Here is a 19,949-nt window from a genome sequence, read left to right on the forward strand (position 1 = left end):
CCGAGCGCCGCGAAGTTGACCAAAATACCGCCCGACCCCAGCTGACCCAGCGAATTTTCCCAGCCGCGCCTTGTCCCCCTTTGGCGCGGTGCGATCATGGGTTACGCTGCAACGCAATGTCGCGAAGGAGCACCCCATGGCGGGTCGAATCGAAGCAACGATCGCGGAACTCGGCATCACCCTGCCCCGCCCGATGTCGCCGCTCGCGAACTACGTGCCCTACGTGGTCACCGGGCGCCTGGTCGTAGTCTCCGGTCAGGTGCCGGCAATCGACGGAGAGATCGCGATCACCGGCAAGGTCAGTTGGGGCGTCTCGCTCGACCAGGCGAAGCAGGCGGCAAGGCTGTGTTTCATCAACGTCCTGGCGCACCTGAAAGCGGCCTGCAACGGTGACCTGGATCGCGTGCAGCGCGTGATCCGGCTGGGCGGCTTCATCGCCGCGCCGTCGGAGTTCACCCAGCATGCGCTGGTGATGAACGGCGCCTCCGACCTCGCCGTCGCGGTGTTCGGGGAAGCCGGACGGCACGCCCGCACCACCATCGGCGTGCCGTCGTTGCCGGCCGATGCGGCGGTAGAGGTGGAGGGCCTGTTTGAAATCTTCTAGGCAGCACCGGATGGCGGATGCCGCGGCGACCCTGACCCTGACGCTGCATCCCGCGATCGCCGAGATCGATGCCGCCGATTGGGACGCCTGCGCGGGGGAAGGCAATCCGTTCCTCAGCCACGGCTTCCTCAGTGCGCTGGAGGACAGCGGATCGGCCAACGCCCGCACCGGCTGGTTGCCGCAGCACGCGGTCTTGCGACGCGACGCGGCGATCGTCGCCGTCGTGCCGATGTACGCCAAGTCGCACAGCTACGGCGAATACGTGTTCGACCACGGCTGGGCCAACGCGCTGGAACGGGTCGGTGAGCGGTATTACCCGAAATTGCAGGCGGCGGTGCCGTTCAGCCCGGTGCCGGGGCCGCGCCTGTTGCGCCATCCTGATGCCGCCATTCCGGTCGCGGCCATGGCCAACGCGCTGGAGCAAGCCTGCCAGTCGCTCTCGCTCTCCTCGGTGCACCTGACATTCTGCACCGAGCAGGAATGGGTTGGACTGGGCGACGCCGGCTGGCTGCGTCGCATCGGCATGCAGTTTCACTGGCAGAATGAAGGCTACGCCGACTTCGACTCGTTTCTGGCCGCGCTGTCGTCTCGAAAACGCAAGATCCTGCGGCGCGAGCGGCGCGACGCCAATGCCGCGGGCCTGACATTCCATGCCCTGTCGGGATCCGACATCACCGAACGGCACTGGGATGCCTTTTATGCGTTCTACCATTCGACCGTGGATCGCAAATGGGGATCGGCCTATCTGACCCGATCGTTCTTCTCGCTGCTCGGGCAGCGCCTGGGCGATAGGGTGGTGCTGATGTACGCCGAAAATGCCGGCAAGCCGGTCGCCGGCGCGCTCAACCTGGCCGGAGACGAGGCGCTCTACGGGCGCAACTGGGGCTGCCGAGGCGACTGGCCGTTCCTGCACTTTGAACTCTGCTACTACCGTGCCATCGACTGGGCGATCGAGCACGGCCTGCGGCGGGTCGAAGCCGGCGCTCAGGGGCGGCACAAGATCCAGCGCGGCTACATGCCGAAACCGACCTATTCGGCCCATTGGATCGCCCATGCCGGGCTGCGTCGGGCGGTGGCGAGTTTTGTTACCGAAGAGCGCGCCGGGATCGAGGCCGAGATGGCGGCGCTGGCCGAGGAGTCTCCATTCCGCAAAGGCGAGGACTGATACCAGCGGCCCGAAGGGCCGACTGGTATGCGCGCAGGGTTGGCGTGGCGGCTGCGCGCAAAATCAATACCAGCGGCCGGTCGGCTAACCGATGAGTCAAGTCTTCGGGCCGCTGGTATGACCTCGCGCCGCCGTGCTTCTGACCCGCGTGGCGGGAACCCGACACCGCCCGAGCTGCTTAAGCCTATCAGCGCGCCCGCGGCGTGCCATTCCAGCTCCGAGGTTAACGACATGACGGGCAGCCGAGGCGTCTGTTTCGCCCCCGACCAGATCTGCGGCACCCAACCGGGCTTCGACCTGCGGCGGCCAGCCGGCGTGGCACCGGTGTGGGCCAGATGACCGGGACAGCCGATGCGTTATCGCAACAGCGGCCGCGCATTGTCGTGGTCGGCGCCGGATTTGGCGGCCTGAACGTCGTTCAGGCACTCGCCCCGGCGGCGGTCGACATCACCCTGCTCGACCGCACCAACCACAACCTTTTCCAACCCCTGCTGTACCAGGTTGCCACCGCGGCACTCGCCCCATCCGACATCGCGGTGCCGATCCGTTCGATTTTCTCACGCCGACCCAACGTCCGCGTCCTGATGGGCGAAGTGGACGGCGTCGACACCGCCGGGCGATTGGTCGGAGTGCGCGAAACCGGCGAAATCCCGTACGACGTCCTGATCCTGGCGACCGGCAGCGTTTACAGTTGGTTCGGCCACGATGACTGGGCCTCGCGGTCGATCTCGCTGAAGACGCTGGATGACGCGGAACGCGTCCGCCTGCACGTGCTGGGCGCGTTCGAGCTCGCCGAAAGCCGCACCGACCCGGGCGAGATCCGTGCCTTGTTGACCTTCGTCGTGGTCGGCGGCGGACCCACCGGCGTCGAGTTGGCCGGCGCCATCGCCGAACTGGCGCGCTCCACCCTGGCGCGCGATTACCGCCATATCGATCCGAAATCCACCCGGGTGGTGGTCTGCGAGGGCGGCCCGCGCCTGCTGGCATCGTTTCCCGAACGGCTTTCGGCCTATGCCGACCGCAAGCTGAAGGCGCTGGGCGTCGAGGTCCGCACCGGTGAGACCGTGGAGGACGTGCGCGACGACGGCATCACCGCCGCCGGGCATCGGATCGCGGCGGCGAACGTGTTCTGGTGCGCCGGCACCGAGGCAACACCGGCGGCGCGATGGATCAATGCCCAGCCCGGCCGTCATGGTCTGATCAAGGTCAATGCCGACGGCTCGGTTGTCGGCCACGACGATATCTTCGCCATAGGTGACGTTGCCGAAATGGCTGGCCCGGACGGCAAGCCCTTGCCGGCTCTGGCTCCGGTAGCCAAGCAGCAGGGCTATCATCTCGGGCGGATGATCCGTGCCCGCATCGAAGGTCGCAGCGCACCGAAGCCGTTCCACTACCGCGACTACGGCCAGCTCGCGGTGCTTGGCCGGTCCGCCGCCGTCGCCGATTTCGGCTGGTTGCGCATGACCGGGGTTCTGGCCTGGATGCTTTGGGGCGCGGTGCATCTGTTCCTGCTACTGGGCGCGCGCAACAAGATGGTGGTCTACCTGAACTGGGTCTGGGCGTGGATCACCTACGGCAGCGGCGCGCGGCTGATGACCGGCGTCGACCGGGCACTGTCCGAGCGATCGGATCGCGCGGGCTCGATCGGCGATGACGAACGCAGGACCCAGCAGGCGCGCCACGCTCCGGATCACCCGAATCCATCAGCCACGCCTTACCCATCGCCTGACACGCCCGCCCAACCGGTCCCGGCACGCGCCTCGGATCCGGCCAGCGCTCGCGGCTGAGGCCGATCACTACCCCGCTCGTGCCCAGCAATGGGTGTATCCGCGCCGCCGGGATATTGTTGCACCCGATTAAATCCATCGCGCATAACGCCGGGCGGCTTCTCTTGCCCCCGCTCAAACCCAGCCCAACTGGCCTCTTGACCCAAAAGCCAGCGGCGAACCATATACCGCCTCCTGCACCCGGGGTCCGGTGGCAGAGTGGTGATGCATCGGACTGCAAATCCGCGGATGCCGGTTCGATTCCGGCCCGGACCTCCATTTCTCAGCCCGCTTTCGTGTCCCTGATTGCATCGGCCGGCGTCCTCCACCCCCCGTGGCTCAGAGCCGCAACTTCGTGCTATCGCTACGTGTCGCAACCCACCGGGGGATCGACAGGAACCATGCAGGTCGGCATCCAGTTCTTTCCCGATATCGGCCCCGAACAGAAGTCCGCCCGCGACTACTGGCACGACGCGCTGCACCTCGTCGGGCTGGTCGATCGTTACGGCTACAACCACGTCCGCACCATCGAGCACTACTTCAACGAATACGGCGGCTACAGCCCCAATCCGATGATCTTCCTGGCCGCCGCCGCCCAGATAACCCGCCACGCTCGTCTGGTCACCGGCGCGGTGCTGCCGGCATTCAACAACCCACTGAAACTCGCCGCCGAGATCGCCATGCTCGACGCGCTGTGCGACGGGCGCCTGGATGTCGGCTTCGCCCGCGCCTTCCTGCCGCATGAATTCGCCCATTTCGGCGTCAATCTCGACGAAAGCCGAGCCCGGTTCGAAGAGGGCATGGAACAGGTACGCCGCCTGCTGGAGGAACCCGACGTCACCGCCGCCGGACGATTTCACAGCTTTCAAAACGTGACGTCATTGCCGCGCCCGACCCAGCGCCCACGCCCGCCGTTCTATGTCGCCGCCCTGGCATCGAGGGAATCGTTCGAACGCGCCGGCACGCTGGGCCATGGCATCATGGCGATCCCGATGGGCGGCGCGGCGATGGCCGAACTGATCGGCCTCTATCGCGAGGCCTGGCGCAGCGCCGGCCACCCCGGCCGCGGTTCGGTGATGCTGGCGTTCCACATGCTATGCCACGAAGATCAGGCGGAAGCCGAGCGGCTCGCCCGCGGACCGTTGCAGCGATACTTGCGATCATTGGTAACAGCCGCATCGGCCTGGGTCTCGGACACACGTTCGGCGGACTACAAGGGCTACGACAAGGTCATCGCCGGGCTGGCGCGGGAGACGTTCGAGACCCAGGTGGAAAAATGCGCCATCTGGGCCGGCACGCCGCAACGGATCCTCGACACCATCGCCACCTATCAGCGCCAGGTCGGCGGCTTCGAAACCGCCTCGCTGCAGGTCAATTTCAACGATTTGCCGCTGGCCGCGGCCGAGGCGTCGATGCGCCTGTTCGGTGACGCCGTGCTGGCGAAACTGGCCTGAACGCGAGGCCGTTCCGACCCGAGCAGCAACCGGTCGCGCACACTTGCGCTGCTGCCCGGTCGGCCGGGCTACCCGGTCGGCATATCCATTTGCGTCGGGTCATCCAACTCCCGCCCATGCAGCAGCAGCGCCACCAGACCGGTCCAGCCGGTCTGGTGTGATGCCCCCAGCCCTTGCCCGGTATCGCCATGAAAATATTCGTGGAACAGCACGTGGTCGCGAAACAATGGATCATCGTGCAACCTGGCCACATCGCCCGATATGGGACGCTTGCCATCCGGCCCACGCAGGAACAGCCGAATAAGCCGATCAGACAGGGCATCGGCGATCTCGCGCAGACTGTGAGTGACGCCCGATCCGGTTGGATATTCCACTCGGAAATCGTCGCCATAGTAGTGATGGAAGCCATACAGCGACTCGATGATCATGAAGTTCACCGGCATCCAGATCGGCCCGCGCCAATTCGAGTTGCCGCCGAACGCCCGGCTGTTGCTGTCGCCCGGCACGTAGCTCAACTGAAAATGCTGGCCGTCGAGGTCGAGCGTGAACGGTTTGTCCAGGTGCTGGCGCGACACGCTGCGCACCCCATACGGCGACAGAAACGCCGTCTCGTCCAGCATGCGCCTCAGCAGCGCCTTCATCCGGTGGCCGCGCAGCAGCGACAGCAGCCGGCGCGAGCCCTTCCCCTCGACATCCCAGTGCGATACCAGACCCGCCAGATCGGGCCGATGATTTAACACCCACCGCAGCCGTTCGGCGAATTCCGGGCAGCGTTCCACCACTCCGGGCTCCAGCACCTCTACCGCGAACAGCGGAAACAGCCCGACCAGGGAGAACAGCCGCAGCGGAATCGCTGACCCATCCGGTCGCCGCAGCACATTGTGGTAGAACTGATCGGTCTCGTCCCACAGCCCGCGGCGGCCGTTCTGTTGCGTCATCGCCGCGGCAATCGCCAGGAAATGCTCGAAGAATTTCGTCGCCATCGCCTGATAGACGCGGTTGCGCGTGGACAGCTCCAGCGAAATCCGCATCATGTTCAGCGCATACATCCCCATCCACGAAGTGCCGTCCGACTGGTCGATCCGCCCGGCCACCGGAAGCTTCTTGCTGCGGTCGAACACCCCGATATTGTCCAGTCCCAGGAAGCCGCCCTGGAACACGTTGCGCCCATCGACGTCCTGACGATTGACCCAGCCGGTGAAGTTCAGCATCAGCTTGTGGAACACGCGTTCCAGGAACTCGAAATCCGCGGTGCCGCGCAGCCCGGCATCCATCCGGAACACCCGCCACGCCGCCCAGGCATGCACCGGCGGGTTGACGTCGCCAAACCCCCATTCATAGGCCGGCAGCGAACCGTTCGGATGCATGAACCATTCATGCGTCAGCAGCAGAAGTTGCTGCTTGGCGAATTCCGGGTCGATCAGAGCGAAGGTGACGCACTGAAACGCCAGGTCCCAGGACGCGTACCAGGGATACTCCCAGGTGTCCGGCATCGAGATGATATCGCGGTTGTTCAAGTGCTGCCAGTCGCTGTTGCGGGCCCCTTCGCGGCCCGGCGGAGGCTTCGGCTGCAATGGATCGCCCTCCAGCCAACGGCGCACGTCGTAGCGGTAGAATTGCTTCGACCACAGCATGCCGGCCAGCGCCTGGCGCTGCACCAGCCTGGCATCGGGGTCGGCTAGCTTGGTCTGCAGGGCCGCGTAGAATTCGTCGGCTTCAGCGATCCGCTGGGCGAACACCGCATCGTGGTCGGCGAAAGCGTCGGCTCGCGCGCTGGAGCTCACATTGGCAACGGCTACCCCGGTTGCCGCCGCCTCAGGCGCATCAACGCCACTCGGCCGCCAGCGCAACCGAACCACTCGGCGCCCGTGCGCCGGCACGCTCAACTGCACATGAGCCGCGCATTTGGTGCCTTTGCTGTGATGCACCGCGTCATCGCGTCCCGCCACGACGAAGTCATTGATGCCGTCCTTGAACGGACCAGGGTCCTGCGACCCGTACAGCACCCGGTTGTTGGTCTCATTTCGGCAAAATAACCAGCGCGCACCGGTATCGATCGATAGAAGGCGGGTCGGCATCCGGTTGTGCCAGGCAATCACGCCGCCGTTTGACAGTTCCAATCCGGGCTCCGGGATGCCCGTTCGCCAGTCCCAGGTGTTGCGCGCCCATAACTGCGGAAGAACATGCAGATCGGCTGCCTCCGGCCCGCGGTTATCGATGATGATGCGAACCAGGATGTCATCCGGCGTCGCCTTGGCATACTCCACGGTCACATCGAAGTAGCGGTCGCCATCGAACACGCCGGTATCGAGCAACTCGTATTCCGGCTGGTCCAGGCCGCGCCGCCGGTTCTCGGCCAGCAATTCGTCATACGGGAACGCCGTCTGCGGATACTTGTACAGCATGCGCATGTAGGAATGCGTCGGGGTTCCATCCAGGAAGTAGTAGAGCTCCTTGACGTCCTCGCCATGATTGCCCTGCTCGTTGGTCAGCCCGAACAGCCGCTCCTTCAGGACCTTGTCACGCCCGTTCCACAGCGCCAGCGACAGGCACCAGCGCAGCCGATCGTCGGTGAAGCCGGCGATACCGTCCTCACCCCAGCGGTAGGCGCGCTGATGGGCCTGCTCGAACGGGAAATAGTTCCAGGCGTCACCGTCCGCCGAGTAGTCCTCGCGCACCGTGCCCCATTGGCGTTCGGACAGGTACGGTCCCCAACGCAGCCAGGCCGTTCGGTTGGCAAGCCGTTGGCCCTCGGCGGTATCCAGCAGGTGACTTGGCATTCCCAACCCTACCGCATGATCGCGCTGGGCGGATCGTTCCAGGCGCTTGTATGGTATGACAAAACAAATGGCTGCCGCCTAGGCGGCACTGTCGGCCGGGCAAGTTGACCAAACCCGGCCATTGGATCACCCAACCACTTGGGCATCTCGAATTCCGTCGGGGCCATTTTCCGTCGCATTTCTGTCGGGGGCGCCGCGGCTTGATGCTCATTTCATTCGAACCAGCCGATGGCACCGCCTATCAAACTTGCTCATCGCCGAGCAAATCTTGCGAAACGCTGCCAAAAACACCACTATTGGATCATGGTACCCCCGCAGGAGCAACGCCATGGCGGCCGTGCGTAAACCGAAGGACGCGGCAAACGACGATGCTCTGTTCGAGGATGCTGACGCGTTGATCGCGCTGGCGCAACACTCGTTTGTCCGCGCCGCCAGAGCCGAGGTAGCGGAAAACGATCGGCTGGGCATCCCGACCCATGGCGCCGTCGACGGCAAGCTGGTGGTCCGCCGCCCACTCAAGGCCCGCAGCGTCCCCCGGCGGTGACGATCACCGCCCGGCATGGCCCGATGGATGTGGCTGATCGCCGGCCCCAACGGTGCGGGAAAGTCCAGCTTCGCCAGCCGATTTCTTGACGATCTGGGTCATCAATATCTGATCAAGCTTAACGCTGACGAACACACCCTGGTGCTCCGCAACCGGTTTCCGAAGGCCAGACCATCGGAGCTTAACCTTCAGGCCGCAATCGCGGTCGATCAGCAAGTCGAACACTTTATCAACGCGGGCCACAGCTTCGTGGTGGAAACGGTGTTGTCGTCCGGAAAATACCGTGACGACGTGCTGAAAGCGAAGGCGAACGGGTTCCGCTTCGGGCTCATCTACATTTCCCTGCATCCTCCGGAACTTGCCCCACTTCGGGTCAGCGAGCGTGCCGCCAAGGGTGGACACGACGTCGATCCCGCAACGGCGATCGCGCGGCACCACCGCTCGCACCAGGAACTCGAATGGTTCGCGCCGCTCGCCGATCTGCTGATGATATTCGACAACAGCGCAGCCTCGGCCGCGCCGGTTCTGCTGGCTTCGCGCAACGATGGCGGCCCCTTGCGATACCTCGCGCCGGGCATAAATCCGTCCGTCGACCGAGCGCTGGTGGAACTGGCGGAAACCGCCAGGCCGGACCACGAATGACCTGACCGCTTTCCGGATCGTCGACCGCCCACGCCCCGCACCAACCCCGCACCGCTAACCGACCAGCCCCAACACATCGCCCCACCCCGCCGGCGTTGACGCGACCTGAGCTCTGTTTCAGCTTCGTCCGCAGACCGTGGGAGTTCAAAATGGCAAGCGACTACACCGTCGGCGATCTCGTCGCCGAATTCCTCGCCGCGTGTGGCGTCAGCACCGTGTTCGGCATCGCCTCCGTGCACAACATTCCGATGCTGGACGGGATCGGCCGGCGCAACACCATCCGCTTCATGATGGCGCGCGGCGAACTCGGCGGCGCGCACATGGCGGATGGCTACGCGCGGGTCTCGCGCGGTTTGGGGGTTATCCTGTCCTCCACCGGCCCGGGCGCCGCCAACACCATCGGCGGCCTGATAGAGGCGCGGTTCGCCGGATCCCCGGTGCTGCACATCACCGGCCTGACCTCGACCAAATTCGCCGATCGCGCCATGGGCCCGGTGCACGACCCCTACAATCAGCTCGGCATGATGGGCTCGGTCTGCAAGGCCGCCTACCGCATCCGTTCGGCGCAGAACGCGCTGGGCGTGCTGACCCAGGCGGCGGTGCAGGCCCTGACCCCGCCGATGGGGCCGGTCAGCGTCGAGGTGCCGATCGACCTGCAGCGCACCAAGCTGGACCGGCCGGCCATGCTGGACAATTTCGTGCTGCCGCTGCCGCCGCCCCGAGTGCCGACAGCGCCCGAACTGGACGAACTGGCGGCGCGGGTCATCGCTGCGAAACGGCCACTGCTGTGGCTGGGCAATGGCGCCAAGAACGCCGGTCGCGCCGCCGCCAGGCTGCTGGACATGGGCTTCGGCATGGTCACCAGCTTCAACGGCCGCGCCACGGTGCCCGAGGACCATCCCCAGAATCTCGGCGGCCTGACCGGCAGCGGCATGCCGACCGTCACCGACTTCTACCAGACCGTCGATCTGTGCCTGGTCGTCGGCTGCCGCGTGCGCGGACACGAAACCAACGACTTCAATGTCAGGCTGCCGGACAATCTGATCCAGATCGACGCCGAACCCGAGGCCAACGGGCGCACCTACGCCAGCAATTACTTCGTCTGCGGCGACGCCGCGGCAACGCTTGACGCCCTGGTCAGCCGAATCGAGGGAAAGCTCAAGGTCGCTTCCGACTATGTCGAGGAATTCAAGCAGCTGAAACGCAACGCGCAGCGGGCGTTCATCGACACGCTGGGCGCCTATGGCACGTTTAGCGAGCAATTGCGCAAGGTGATGCCACGCGATGCGATCTGGGCGCGCGACGTCACCCAGAGCAACACCACCTGGGGCAACCGCGTGTTCCCGCTCAACGCGCCGAACCAGAACGTCTATCCAGTGGGTGCCGGCATCGGCCAGGGGCTTTGCCTGGGCATCGGCGCCGCCGCCGCCGCCGGCGATCGCAAGACCGTCGTCATGACCGGCGACGGCGGCTTTTTCCTCAATGTCGGTGAGCTGTGGACCGCGGTGCAGGAGAACCTGGACATGACGGTGATCGTGATGAACGATCGCGGCTACGGCGTGATCAAGCGTATCCAGGACGCCACCGCCCAGGGACGCCGTTACTATGCCGACCTCGACAGCCCCGATCTGGAAAAGCTGGCCGGATTGTCCGACATTCCGTATTTCCGCGTTTCCCATGCCGATACATTTGGCGATACGGTTGCCAAGGCATTGGCGATCAAGGGGCTGACCATGGTGGAAGTCGACATGACGGCGGTGGGCGAATTCCCGGCATACTTTCCGTTCAATCAGAAACCCGCCGGCTGATGGCGCATGCCGGCCCCATGCTGCATGCCAGCCCTTTGTTGCATGCAGGTCTGGGGCTGGCCGCACTGCTGCTGCTGGCCTTCCTGTGCAGCGAGGACCGCCGGCGCATCCCCTGGCGGACAGTGGCCTGCGGCGTGGCCCTGCAATTGGCGTTCGCGCTGCTGCTGATCGACGTGCCAGGCACCAACCGGGCGATGTTCTGGTTGAACGATGCCGCCAACGCGCTGCATGCGGCGACGCTGGTCGGCACCCAGTTCGTATTCGGCTATCTCGGTGGCGGCGCGCCCGCCTTCGCCGAGGCCCATCCCGGCGCCAGCTTCATCCTGGCGTTCCAGGCGCTGCCACTGATCCTGACGATCAGCGCACTGGCGTCCCTGCTGTTCTATTGGGGTCTGCTGCAACGGATCACCGCCGCGTTCGCCTGGGTATTGCGCCGATCGATGGGCATCAGCGGCCCGTTGGCGCTGGGTGCGGCGGTCCATGTTTTCGTCGGCATGATCGAGGCCCCCTTGCTGGTGCGGCCCTATTTGTCGCGGATGCAGCGCGGTGAACTGTTCGCGCTGATGACCTGCGGCATGGCTGGCGTGGCTGGCACGGTGATGATCATTTACGCCTCGTTCCTCGGCCCATTTGTCCCCAATGCGTTGGGCCACCTCCTGATCGCCTCGATCATCAGCACCCCGGCCGGGTTGGCGGTGGCGGCGCTGATGGTGCCGTTCGATGCCTCAGACCGAGCCGAGGGGCGCCTGGCGCTGGACGATCCGCCGCACAGCAGCCTGGATGCGCTGGTCAAGGGCACCATGGACGGCCTGCCCATCCTCGCCGCCGTGATCGCGGTGCTGCTGGTCACCGTGGCGTTGGTCGCGCTGGTCAACATGGCGTTGGGCTTGCTGGGAACCTGGGATGGCAGTACCGTCACTCTGCAGCGCCTGCTCGCGCTGCCGTTCCGCCCGCTGATGTGGCTGATCGGCGTGCCGTGGGCCGAGACCGCAGCCGCCTCGATGCTGATGGCAACGAAAACCGTGCTCAACGAATTCGTCGCCTACCTGAATTTTTCTCAGTTGCCGGCGGGAACGTTCTCGCCCCGCAGCCGCATGGTGCTGACCTACGCGCTGTGCGGCTTCGCCAATTTCGGCAGCCTCGGCATCGTCATCGGCGGCTTGGGCGCGATGGTGCCGGCGCGCCGGGCCGAGATCGTGCAACTAGGGCTGCGCACGATCCTTTCGGGAACCTTGGCGACCTGCATGAGCGGCGCGGTGGCAGGCGCGCTCGCAGGGCCCTGATCGTCAGGCGTCCCGGCAGAACACCATCAGGCAATAGCGCATCGAGCGGATACGGTATGCGATCATGATCCGCAGCATGGTGACCGCGAAGATCCGCTCGGTCGCAGTCCGGTCTAGCAGGAAGCGCCAATACCGACGATCGGCGATCAGCGCGGCCAGCCCGCGGCGGATGCAGATCCACCATGTGCGCGCGACGCGATCGCTGATATCCTCGGTCTGTATCAAGCGGAAGCCCGCCGCCTCGGCAAGGTGTTGGTAGTCTGCTCGGTTTCCCATGCTCGGCAACCGGCCCTCGCGGCAGATCGGTTCCAGCAAGTGCCGGACCTGCAAGCGGTTGGGATGGTCGCCAGCAAGCCAGGCGCACACCACGAACACGCCGCCCGGCTTCAGCGTGCGAAAGGCTTCGTTGAAGAAGCGCTGCTTGTCCGGCATGTGTTCGGAACTTTCGATCGCGTAGATGCGGTCGAAACAGTCCGCGGCGAAACCATTGGTCAGCCAGTCCTGCTGCACGATGCGGACGTGTTCGTTGGCAACCGACCGCGCCTGCTTGGCTTGCACCGGCGAAATGGTAACACCGGTCACATCGACCGCGTGACGTCCGGCGAGCATTCTGGCGGTGGCGCCGTAGCCGCAGCCGATGTCGCACAGCCGATGCCCCGGTTCGCAGCGCAATCGGTCGGCCAACAGTTCGACCAGAGCCAATACGGCTTGCTCGGCGGTCTCCCGCCCGGTCGCCCAGTAGCCGTGATGAATGTGCTCACCCCAGATCTCGCGGTAAAAGCTGTCAAGCTCGTCGTAGTGGGCCGCGACCGCGGCGGTCGTCTGCAGCCGCTTCGGAAAGATCATCGCCTTGTTCCTGATCAAACTCCGACAGCACCCAGGCAGACCGAGTCGAGCCTCCAGAGCGTTTGAATCGTGTGAGTAAATAAAAAGCCAAGCCGTTCTCAGCACGAATATTCAGGGCGAAAATGCGCCAGCCGGCGGCCCTGCGCAATCGCGGTCAAGCACGTCGCCGCTGACCGGACTAAATGAAAATCGATACCCCGGGTAGGGACCGGCAGGGAACAGAGATGCAACCTGTAGCCAAGGCATTGTGGTTCATCGAGAGTAATTTCGATAACGATATAACATTGGCGGATGTTGCGCAAGTTGCCGGCGTGTCGCGCTTTCACATGCTTCGCGCGTTCGGCTTGACGACGGGCCATTCGGTGATGCGCTACGTTCGCGCCCGGCGCCTGACCGAAGCTGCCAAGACGCTGGCAAACGGCGCGCCCGATATTCTGACGGTGGCGCTGGACGCCGGCTATGCCTCGCATGAGGCGTTCACCCGAGCGTTCGGTGACCAGTTTGGCCTGACGCCGGATGCACTGCGGGCGCAGGCCAAACTTGATGATCTGTTATTGGTGGAGGCTTATCGCATGGACGACACAACCAAACTCACACCGCAAACACCGCGCATCGAAGATGGCCGCACGCTGCTCATCGCCGGTCTGTCCGAGCGCTACAGCTTCACGACCCTCGCTGCACTGCCGGCGCTATGGCAACGCTTCCGCGAGCATACCGGCCATGTGCCCGGGCAGGTGGACCGGATCAGCTACGGCGTCTGCTACAACACCGACGACAGCGGCTTCGACTACCTCGCCGGCGTCGAGGTCGGGGACCTAGGTTCCCTGCCAAACGACCTGGCCAGGCTTCGCGTGGCCGCCCAGCGCTACGCGGTGTTCACCCATACGGACCATGTCTCCACCGTTCGCGCGACCTTCGTGGCGATTTTCAACCACTGGTTGCCGCAATCGGGACACCAGGTCGCCGATGCGCCGGTGTTCGAACGTTACGACGAACGCTTCGACCCGCACGCCGGCACCGGTGGGTTTCAGATCTGGGTGCCGATCCGAATCTGATTGAGGATTACGGCCATGCCAACGCCGCCGCCGCATTGGGACATCACCGATCCGGAAAAGGCCGGCTTCGCCCCCGACCTGAACGATCGGTTCGAAATCGCACGCCAGGCTGGGGTCTTGCCGAACCTGCACGGCGTGCTCGCGGCGCGCGGCGGCCAAATCTTCCTCGAACGCTACTTATCCGGTCCAGACACCGCCCGCGCCAGGCCGCTCGGTGTGCTCCGCTTCAGCCCCGACCTGCTGCACGACCTACGTTCGGTGACCAAGAGCATCGTCGGCCTGCTCTACGGCATCGCCCTCGCGGCAAACCACGTGCCCGGTCCGGACGCCAACCTTCTCGAACAATTTCCGCAATACCGCGACCTCGCGGTCGATCCGGCCCGCCGGCACTGGACGATCGCCCACGCCCTGACCATGACGCTGGGCACCGAATGGGACGAGACCACCCGGCCGTATTCCGATCCCCGCAACAGCGAGATCGCGATGGACAACGCCGCCGATCGCATCCGCTATGTGCTGGACCGGCCGATCGCCGCAGCGGCGCCACAGAGCTGGACCTACAACGGCGGCGCCACCGCCCTGCTCGCGCGATTGATCGCCAACGGCACCGGTCACTCGCTGCAGGACTACGCCCGGCAGGCACTGTTCGCCCCGCTGGGCATCGGGCACGTCGAATGGCATCGCGACAACGGCGGCCATGCGATCGCCGCCTCCGGGCTCCGCATGCGCCTGCGCGACCTCGCCCGACTCGGCGCCGCGGCGATCAGCGACCGGCAAAACCCACCGACCATTCCGCCCGGCTGGCTGCAGGCCTCGTTCGGCCCGCATGCATCCATGCCGGACGGCAGACACTACGGCTATCACTGGTATCTCGGCGCCACGCCGATGGACGATGCGGCCGGCGGTGTCCGCTGGGAGCAAACGATCAGCGCCATCGGCAACGGAGGCCAGCGCCTATTTCTGCTGCCACGGCTCGATCTGGTCGTCGCGATCACCGCCGGCAACTACGACGCCGCCGACCAATGGCGCCCACCCCTGGCCGTGCTGCGCGATATCCTGTTGCCGTCACTGCGTCGATAACACCGAAACGGATCCCTTCAGGCGCGGCGCCCGCCGGCAGGGCCGGGTGCTTCAGGACATGGCCGCCAAGCGCACGCCACAGCTCGACGCCGCCCGGCACACCGCCAGGTCAGCCGGAACACCCGAAGCCAGTTTTCCAGGCAAATCTTCCGCAGCGTGACATCATCGAAGCCCCGAGCACGCAGCGCGGCGACCAGATGCCGCAGACCGCTGGCGTCCCCGATCGGCCTTGGCATCACCGCGCCGTCAAAGTCCGATCCCAACGCGACGCAGTCCTCGCCAAGACGTTCCATCAGATAGTTCAGATGATCCACCACGGTGTCGAGCGGCGTGTCGGCATCCAGCCGGGCATCGGGTCGCACGTCATTGACACAGAGATTGAATCCGACAACCCCGTTGGAAGCGCGGATCGCATCAAGCTGCCGGTCGGTCAAATTGCGTGTCGACGGACAAATCGCGTGCGCGCAGGCATGCGTGGCGACCAGGGGCGCGGTGCTCAGCGCCGCGACATCCCAGAAGCCCCGCTCGTTGAGATGGGACACGTCAATCATGATCCCCAGACGGTTGCAGGCCCGCACCAACGCCGCTCCCGTCGCCGTCAGGCCCGGCCCGGTATCGGGGGACCGAGGATACGCGAACGGCACGCCGTGCCCGAAAATGTTCGGCCGACTCCAGACCAGACCAAGGGAACGCAGCCCGGCGGCGTACAACTGCTCCAGATTATCCAGATCGGGACCGATTGCCTCGGCACCTTCCAGGTGCAGCACCATCACGAACGCGCCGTCGCGCTGCCCCGCCTCGATCTGATCGACATTTCTCGCCCAGCGAATCTGGCCATTTGCCCGATCCACCAACTGGTTCAGGGCACGCAACTGGGCGTCGATCCGGTCGCGCGCATAAGTGGACTCGAGCGGACCCGCAAGGCGCACCTCATATCCCGATCCGGACTTGATCAGATCCGCCTCGGGCGGCCGTTCCGGTTTGGCGAACATCGCGAACAAGCCGCCGATCAGTCCACCTTCCCTGGCACGCGGCAGGTCAAGATGGCCGTCATCCGACCGCACCAGGAAATCCCGCCCGCCCGGCCGGTACTCCCGCAGATACTGCACGGCATCGTTATGCCCATCAAAAATCGTTATTGCAGGGCACTTTTCCACGCGTGGGGGCCGCGTTCCGTCCGCATTCATGACCGCTCCGCCTCGCCGAAAAACCCCAGCAGCCGAGCAAGCAGCTCCACCGGCTGTTCCTCCGGCATCCAATGGCCGCAATTCTCTATCATGCCGCCTTGCACATCCACCGCCAGACGACGCAGCGACTCGACCACCTCCATTCTGCGCCCCCAGGAACGATCACCGCCCAGTGCCAGCACCGGCATCGGCAGCTTGAAGCCGGCCGCGATCGCCGCGTTGTCGGCGATGTCACGCGGGATCGCGCGATAGTAGGAAAACCCCGCGCGCAACGCGCCCGGCTGCCGGTAAACCCGCAGATATTCCGCGATATCCGTCTCCGCGATGACATCCGGCCTGGCGCCGTAGCTGCGATAGAACCAGCCGAGGTAGATGTCCTCGCGGCCCGAGACCAGGGCCTCGGGCAGGTCCAGGGTCTGATGCAACGCGTGGTGCCAACGCCGGCCGCCCTGGCTGATGTTCGGGCTGCCGTCGCCGGGGATTGTCACATCCAGGATCGCCAGCCTGCGCACCGCGTCCGGATGCGCGGCGGCGAGCGCATAGGCGACGGGGCCACCCCAGTCATGGCCGACCAGATTGAACCGATCGATCCCCAGGACATCATGCACCAACCGCCAGATATCACCCGCGACCGTCTTCTTGTCGTAGCCATCGGCCGGACGCGACGAATCGCCCAATCCGCGCAGATCGGGCGCGATCACCCGAAACCGTTCGGCCAGACCAGGCATCACCAGCCGCCATTCATACCAGCTCTGCGGCCAGCCATGCATCAGCACCACCGGGAAGCCCTGCCCCGCCGTCACGTAGTGCAGCCGCACGTCGCCCATGTCGGCGTAGTGATGCTCCATGCTTGCCGTCTCCCTTCTCCGTCCCCGACCATCCTGCCAGCGTCATCCTGCCAGCGTCATCCTGCCAGCGTCATCCTGCCAGCGTCATCCTGAGTGGCTCGGCTCGATTTACCGGCGTTGGGGGACGTTCCGCTCCGCGCGTTCGTGCTCTAACATGCAGCCGCTTCGCAACGGGGGAAACCATGCACTGGACCGATCGCCGCCAACGCTACCGGACCGCCATCGGTGGCATCGCCTGCATCCACCCAGGGTCGGTGCACGACGCGATCTCGGCCCGCATTGCCGAGGAACTCGGCTTCGAGGTCGGCATGTTCGCCGGCTCGATCGCGTCCTTCACCGTGTTGGGCGCGCCCGACCTGATCGTGCTAACGCTGACCGAGTTCGCCGACCAGGCCTATCGGATCAACCGCGCCGGCACGCTGCCGCTGATGGTCGATGCCGACCACGGCTACGGCAACGCGCTGAACGTGATGCGCACCGTGCAGGAACTCGAAACCGCCGGCGTCGCCGGCCTGATGATCGAGGACACGCACCTGCCGCGCGCCTTCGGCGAGACCAGGCCAACGGTGATCTCGCTGGAAGAAGGCGTCGGCAAGATGCGCGCCGCGCTGGCCGCGCGCCAGGACAGCGAACTGGTGGTGATCGGGCGGACCAGTTCGCCCTCGATCAACGGTCTGGCGGACGGCATCAAGCGGCTGAAGGCCTATCAGGCCACCGGCGTGGACGCGCTGTTCATCGCCGGCGGCCTGACCCGCCAGGACCTCGATGCGATCGCCGCCGAAGTCACCATCCCGCTGATGCTGGGCGGCGTGTCGGGCGACCTGCAGGACACGGACTACCTCGCCAGTCGTGGCGTGCGCATCGCGCTGCAAGGCCATCAGCCGTTCTCCGCCGCGGTGAAGGCGACCTACGACACGCTGAAGGCGTTGCGCGATGGCATCAAGCCATCGGCCCTGCCGGGCATCGCCTCGTCCGAGTTGATGGCCAAGCTGACCCGCGAAGGCGACTACAGGAGCTGGACCGAGAAATTCCTCACCTGAGCCTCTCATGCTCCGCCCAGCAGTCCGTCGAGCACCTCGAAACTGCCGGTCCAGCCCTGGTTCATCGAGCCCATGTTGGCCGCGAAGGTGCGCCGCTCAATCTCGGTCGCGTTCTGCGGCGCCCAGGTCAGCGTCACCCGCGTCGCCGCACCCTCCTCGCTAAACGTGACCGTGGTCAGCAGTTCAAGCGGCCAGTTGCCGTCAAAAAATGGCGCGCGCACCACGCCGGCATGCTCGTCGGAGAAGCAGTGAATCCAGACCAGGCGCGACGGCGCAACGATCTCGCGGTAGACGAACTTCGCCCACATCCGCCCGCCATCGGGCGTATCCATGTGCGCATGCAGCATCCCGCCCGGCCGCAGCTCGTGCGCCAGCACCGTTGTCGTGACACCTTTCGGGCCGAACCAGCGGCTGAGCTGGTCGGGCTTCGTCCAAGCATCCCACACCCGTTGGCGTGGCGCGCCAAACGCGCGACTGATGACGAACGCCCCGGCGTTGGCCGTTTCATTTGATTCCATCGCTATTCCTCCTCGGTGGTTGGGCGTGTTTCTTTCAGGAAATCATCTAGTTGATCGAAGCTGTCGGCCCACAGACTACGCACCTGCCGCAACCACGCCGTCGCCTGGTTCAGCGCCGCGGCATTCAGGTGCCGAGGCCGCGACTGGGCCGCCTGCCTGCGCTCGATCAACCCGGCGGCCTCCAGCACCTTCAGGTGCTTCGAGATCGCCGGCTGGCTGATCGCGAACGGCTTCTGCAGTTCCGCAACCGTGGCGTCACCGCGCGCAAGCCGGACCAGGATGGCACGCCGTGTCGGGTCGGCGAGAGCGGCAAACGTCCTGTTCAGCGAGCCTTGCGTATCCATAAGGCTATATAACGGATCAGTTATGTAAGGTAAAGCCCCGCGGCGGTCCAACAACCGGTATCCGCGCGAGCCGGCCGCCGAACGGAACCGCTTCTCCGCAATGACATCGGCCTCGCCACCCGGTAAAATCCGCCGCATGACGATTCTCTCCGGCACGGCGCGGTTAGCTGGGATCACCGGCTGGCCTGTCAGCCATTCCCGATCGCCCCGGCTGCACGGCTTCTGGCTTGAACGCCACCGCATCGACGGTGCCTATCTGCCGCTGCCGATCGACCCCGCCGATTTCCCAGCAGCGATTCGCGGGCTGATGCTGGCCGGATTTGCTGGCGTCAACGTGACCATCCCGCACAAAATCGCGGCTTTCGCGGTCTGTGACGAGGTCGAGGCATCGGCGCGCCGTGCCGGCGCGGTGAATACCATGGTGTTCCGCGACGGCCGGATCATCGGCAGCAACACCGACGGCTGGGGGTTCCTGGCCAACCTGCGAGCGCAGCTCGTGGACCCTGCCGCCGGCCCGGCGCTGATCCTCGGTGCTGGCGGATCGGCGCGTGCGGTGGCGGCGGTGCTGCTGGACCTGGGCGTGCCGGTCAGCATCGCCAACCGCACCCGATCGCGCGCCGACTCCTTGGCCCGCGAACTGCCCGGCCTGCAGGTGATCGAGTGGAACGCGCGCGACGATGCCCTGCCCGATAACGCCCTGCTGATCAACACCACGCCGCTGGGCATGGCAGGCCAACCGCCGCTACGCATCGACCTCGACCGCGCCGCGCCTGGTCTGACCGTGGCCGATATCGTTTACGTGCCGCTGGAAACGCCGTTGCTCGCCGCCGCTCGCGCCCGCCAGATCAACTGCGTGGACGGCCTCGGTATGCTGCTGCACCAGGCGGTGCCGGGATTTCGCGCCTGGTTCGGCGCCGACCCGACGGTGGACGACGCCCTGCGCCGCTTCGTCGCCGCCGACCTGCTACCGGCCTGAGGATCTCCG

At 65.5% G+C, this 19,949-nt stretch carries 18 protein-coding genes and 1 tRNA gene; 13 read left to right on the top strand and 6 right to left on the bottom strand.

The genetic code is table 11. The annotated features are described in order from the left end of the window. Positions 1–136 precede the first annotated feature (136 nt). The 5 genes from ACQY4Y_RS22810 to ACQY4Y_RS22830 all read left to right on the top strand — a co-directional run bounded on the left by ACQY4Y_RS22810 (position 137) and on the right by ACQY4Y_RS22830 (position 4,989). Complete coding sequence (locus tag ACQY4Y_RS22810) at positions 137–604, top strand: RidA family protein (RefSeq protein ID WP_428492863.1); 468 nt, start codon at positions 137–139, stop codon at positions 602–604. A 10-nt stretch (positions 605–614) separates the two neighbouring features. After that, a complete protein-coding gene (locus ACQY4Y_RS22815) occupies positions 615–1,769 on the top strand; it encodes a GNAT family N-acetyltransferase (protein ID WP_428492864.1) in 1,155 nt (384 codons plus the stop codon). A gap of 335 nt (positions 1,770–2,104) precedes the next feature. Further along, positions 2,105–3,556 (top strand): NAD(P)/FAD-dependent oxidoreductase, encoded by a 1,452-nt coding sequence (locus ACQY4Y_RS22820; RefSeq protein WP_428492865.1) that lies wholly within the window; start codon positions 2,105–2,107, stop codon positions 3,554–3,556. Between the two features lie 184 nt (positions 3,557–3,740). Next, a tRNA-Cys gene (locus ACQY4Y_RS22825) sits at positions 3,741–3,814 on the top strand. A gap of 122 nt (positions 3,815–3,936) precedes the next feature. Then, the gene (locus ACQY4Y_RS22830; RefSeq protein WP_428492866.1) at positions 3,937–4,989 is read left to right on the top strand and encodes an LLM class flavin-dependent oxidoreductase; all 1,053 of its coding nucleotides are present in this window, start codon (positions 3,937–3,939) and stop codon (positions 4,987–4,989) included. A 68-nt stretch (positions 4,990–5,057) separates the two neighbouring features. On the opposite strand, the gene ACQY4Y_RS22835 is transcribed toward ACQY4Y_RS22830, so the two are convergent. Next, positions 5,058–7,769 carry an MGH1-like glycoside hydrolase domain-containing protein gene (locus ACQY4Y_RS22835; RefSeq protein ID WP_428492867.1) on the bottom strand — a complete coding sequence of 904 codons (2,712 nt, stop codon included), beginning with the start codon at positions 7,767–7,769 and terminating at the stop codon, positions 5,058–5,060. Between the two features lie 328 nt (positions 7,770–8,097). Here ACQY4Y_RS22835 and ACQY4Y_RS22840 point away from each other — a divergent pair, with 328 nt between their 5' ends. From ACQY4Y_RS22840 to ACQY4Y_RS22855, 4 genes are all read left to right on the top strand, one after another. Then, positions 8,098–8,313, top strand: a complete 216-nt coding sequence (locus ACQY4Y_RS22840) for a hypothetical protein (RefSeq protein ID WP_428492868.1) — start codon at positions 8,098–8,100, stop codon at positions 8,311–8,313. Between the two features lie 15 nt (positions 8,314–8,328). Then, positions 8,329–8,955: a zeta toxin family protein gene (locus ACQY4Y_RS22845; RefSeq protein ID WP_428492869.1), complete on the top strand. Its 627-nt coding sequence runs from the start codon at positions 8,329–8,331 to the stop codon at positions 8,953–8,955. A gap of 149 nt (positions 8,956–9,104) precedes the next feature. After that, positions 9,105–10,763, top strand: coding sequence for a thiamine pyrophosphate-binding protein (locus tag ACQY4Y_RS22850; RefSeq protein WP_428492870.1), 1,659 nt, complete (start codon positions 9,105–9,107; stop codon positions 10,761–10,763). Continuing rightward, positions 10,763–12,046, top strand: coding sequence for a NupC/NupG family nucleoside CNT transporter (locus ACQY4Y_RS22855; RefSeq protein WP_428492871.1), 1,284 nt, complete (start codon positions 10,763–10,765; stop codon positions 12,044–12,046). The genes ACQY4Y_RS22850 and ACQY4Y_RS22855 overlap by 1 nt, the downstream gene beginning before the upstream one ends. Positions 12,047–12,049: 3 nt before the next feature. Here ACQY4Y_RS22855 and ACQY4Y_RS22860 read toward each other — a convergent pair whose 3' ends face one another. Continuing rightward, entirely contained in the window at positions 12,050–12,892 is an 843-nt protein-coding gene (locus tag ACQY4Y_RS22860) for a class I SAM-dependent methyltransferase (RefSeq protein WP_428492872.1), read from the bottom strand. Between the two features lie 224 nt (positions 12,893–13,116). Between ACQY4Y_RS22860 and ACQY4Y_RS22865 the strand changes: the two genes are divergently transcribed. Then, positions 13,117–13,947, top strand: coding sequence for an AraC family transcriptional regulator (locus tag ACQY4Y_RS22865; RefSeq protein WP_428492873.1), 831 nt, complete (start codon positions 13,117–13,119; stop codon positions 13,945–13,947). Between the two features lie 15 nt (positions 13,948–13,962). After that, the gene (locus ACQY4Y_RS22870; protein ID WP_428492874.1) at positions 13,963–15,027 is read left to right on the top strand and encodes a serine hydrolase domain-containing protein; all 1,065 of its coding nucleotides are present in this window, start codon (positions 13,963–13,965) and stop codon (positions 15,025–15,027) included. Between the two features lie 17 nt (positions 15,028–15,044). Here the strand turns inward: ACQY4Y_RS22870 and ACQY4Y_RS22875 are convergent, their stop codons facing one another. After that, entirely contained in the window at positions 15,045–16,214 is a 1,170-nt protein-coding gene (locus ACQY4Y_RS22875; protein WP_428492875.1) for a dipeptidase, read from the bottom strand. Further along, positions 16,211–17,062 (bottom strand): alpha/beta fold hydrolase, encoded by an 852-nt coding sequence (locus tag ACQY4Y_RS22880; protein WP_428492876.1) that lies wholly within the window; start codon positions 17,060–17,062, stop codon positions 16,211–16,213. The genes ACQY4Y_RS22875 and ACQY4Y_RS22880 overlap by 4 nt, the downstream gene beginning before the upstream one ends. A gap of 182 nt (positions 17,063–17,244) precedes the next feature. Between ACQY4Y_RS22880 and ACQY4Y_RS22885 the strand changes: the two genes are divergently transcribed. After that, entirely contained in the window at positions 17,245–18,102 is an 858-nt protein-coding gene (locus ACQY4Y_RS22885; RefSeq protein WP_428492877.1) for an isocitrate lyase/PEP mutase family protein, read from the top strand. Between the two features lie 5 nt (positions 18,103–18,107). Here ACQY4Y_RS22885 and ACQY4Y_RS22890 read toward each other — a convergent pair whose 3' ends face one another. Both ACQY4Y_RS22890 and ACQY4Y_RS22895 read right to left on the bottom strand, forming a co-directional pair. Continuing rightward, positions 18,108–18,620 carry an SRPBCC family protein gene (locus tag ACQY4Y_RS22890; RefSeq protein ID WP_428492878.1) on the bottom strand — a complete coding sequence of 171 codons (513 nt, stop codon included), beginning with the start codon at positions 18,618–18,620 and terminating at the stop codon, positions 18,108–18,110. 2 nt (positions 18,621–18,622) lie between these two features. Continuing rightward, complete coding sequence (locus ACQY4Y_RS22895; RefSeq protein ID WP_428492879.1) at positions 18,623–19,102, bottom strand: ArsR/SmtB family transcription factor; 480 nt, start codon at positions 19,100–19,102, stop codon at positions 18,623–18,625. On the opposite strand from ACQY4Y_RS22895, the gene ACQY4Y_RS22900 reads away from it, so the two are divergent. Then, positions 19,101–19,940, top strand: a complete 840-nt coding sequence (locus tag ACQY4Y_RS22900; RefSeq protein WP_428492880.1) for a shikimate dehydrogenase — start codon at positions 19,101–19,103, stop codon at positions 19,938–19,940. The genes ACQY4Y_RS22895 and ACQY4Y_RS22900 overlap by 2 nt on opposite strands. Positions 19,941–19,949 lie beyond the last annotated feature (9 nt).

The sequence above is a fragment of the Rhodopila sp. genome (genome assembly GCF_965277165.1).
Classification (GTDB): Bacteria; Pseudomonadota; Alphaproteobacteria; order Acetobacterales; family Acetobacteraceae; genus Rhodopila.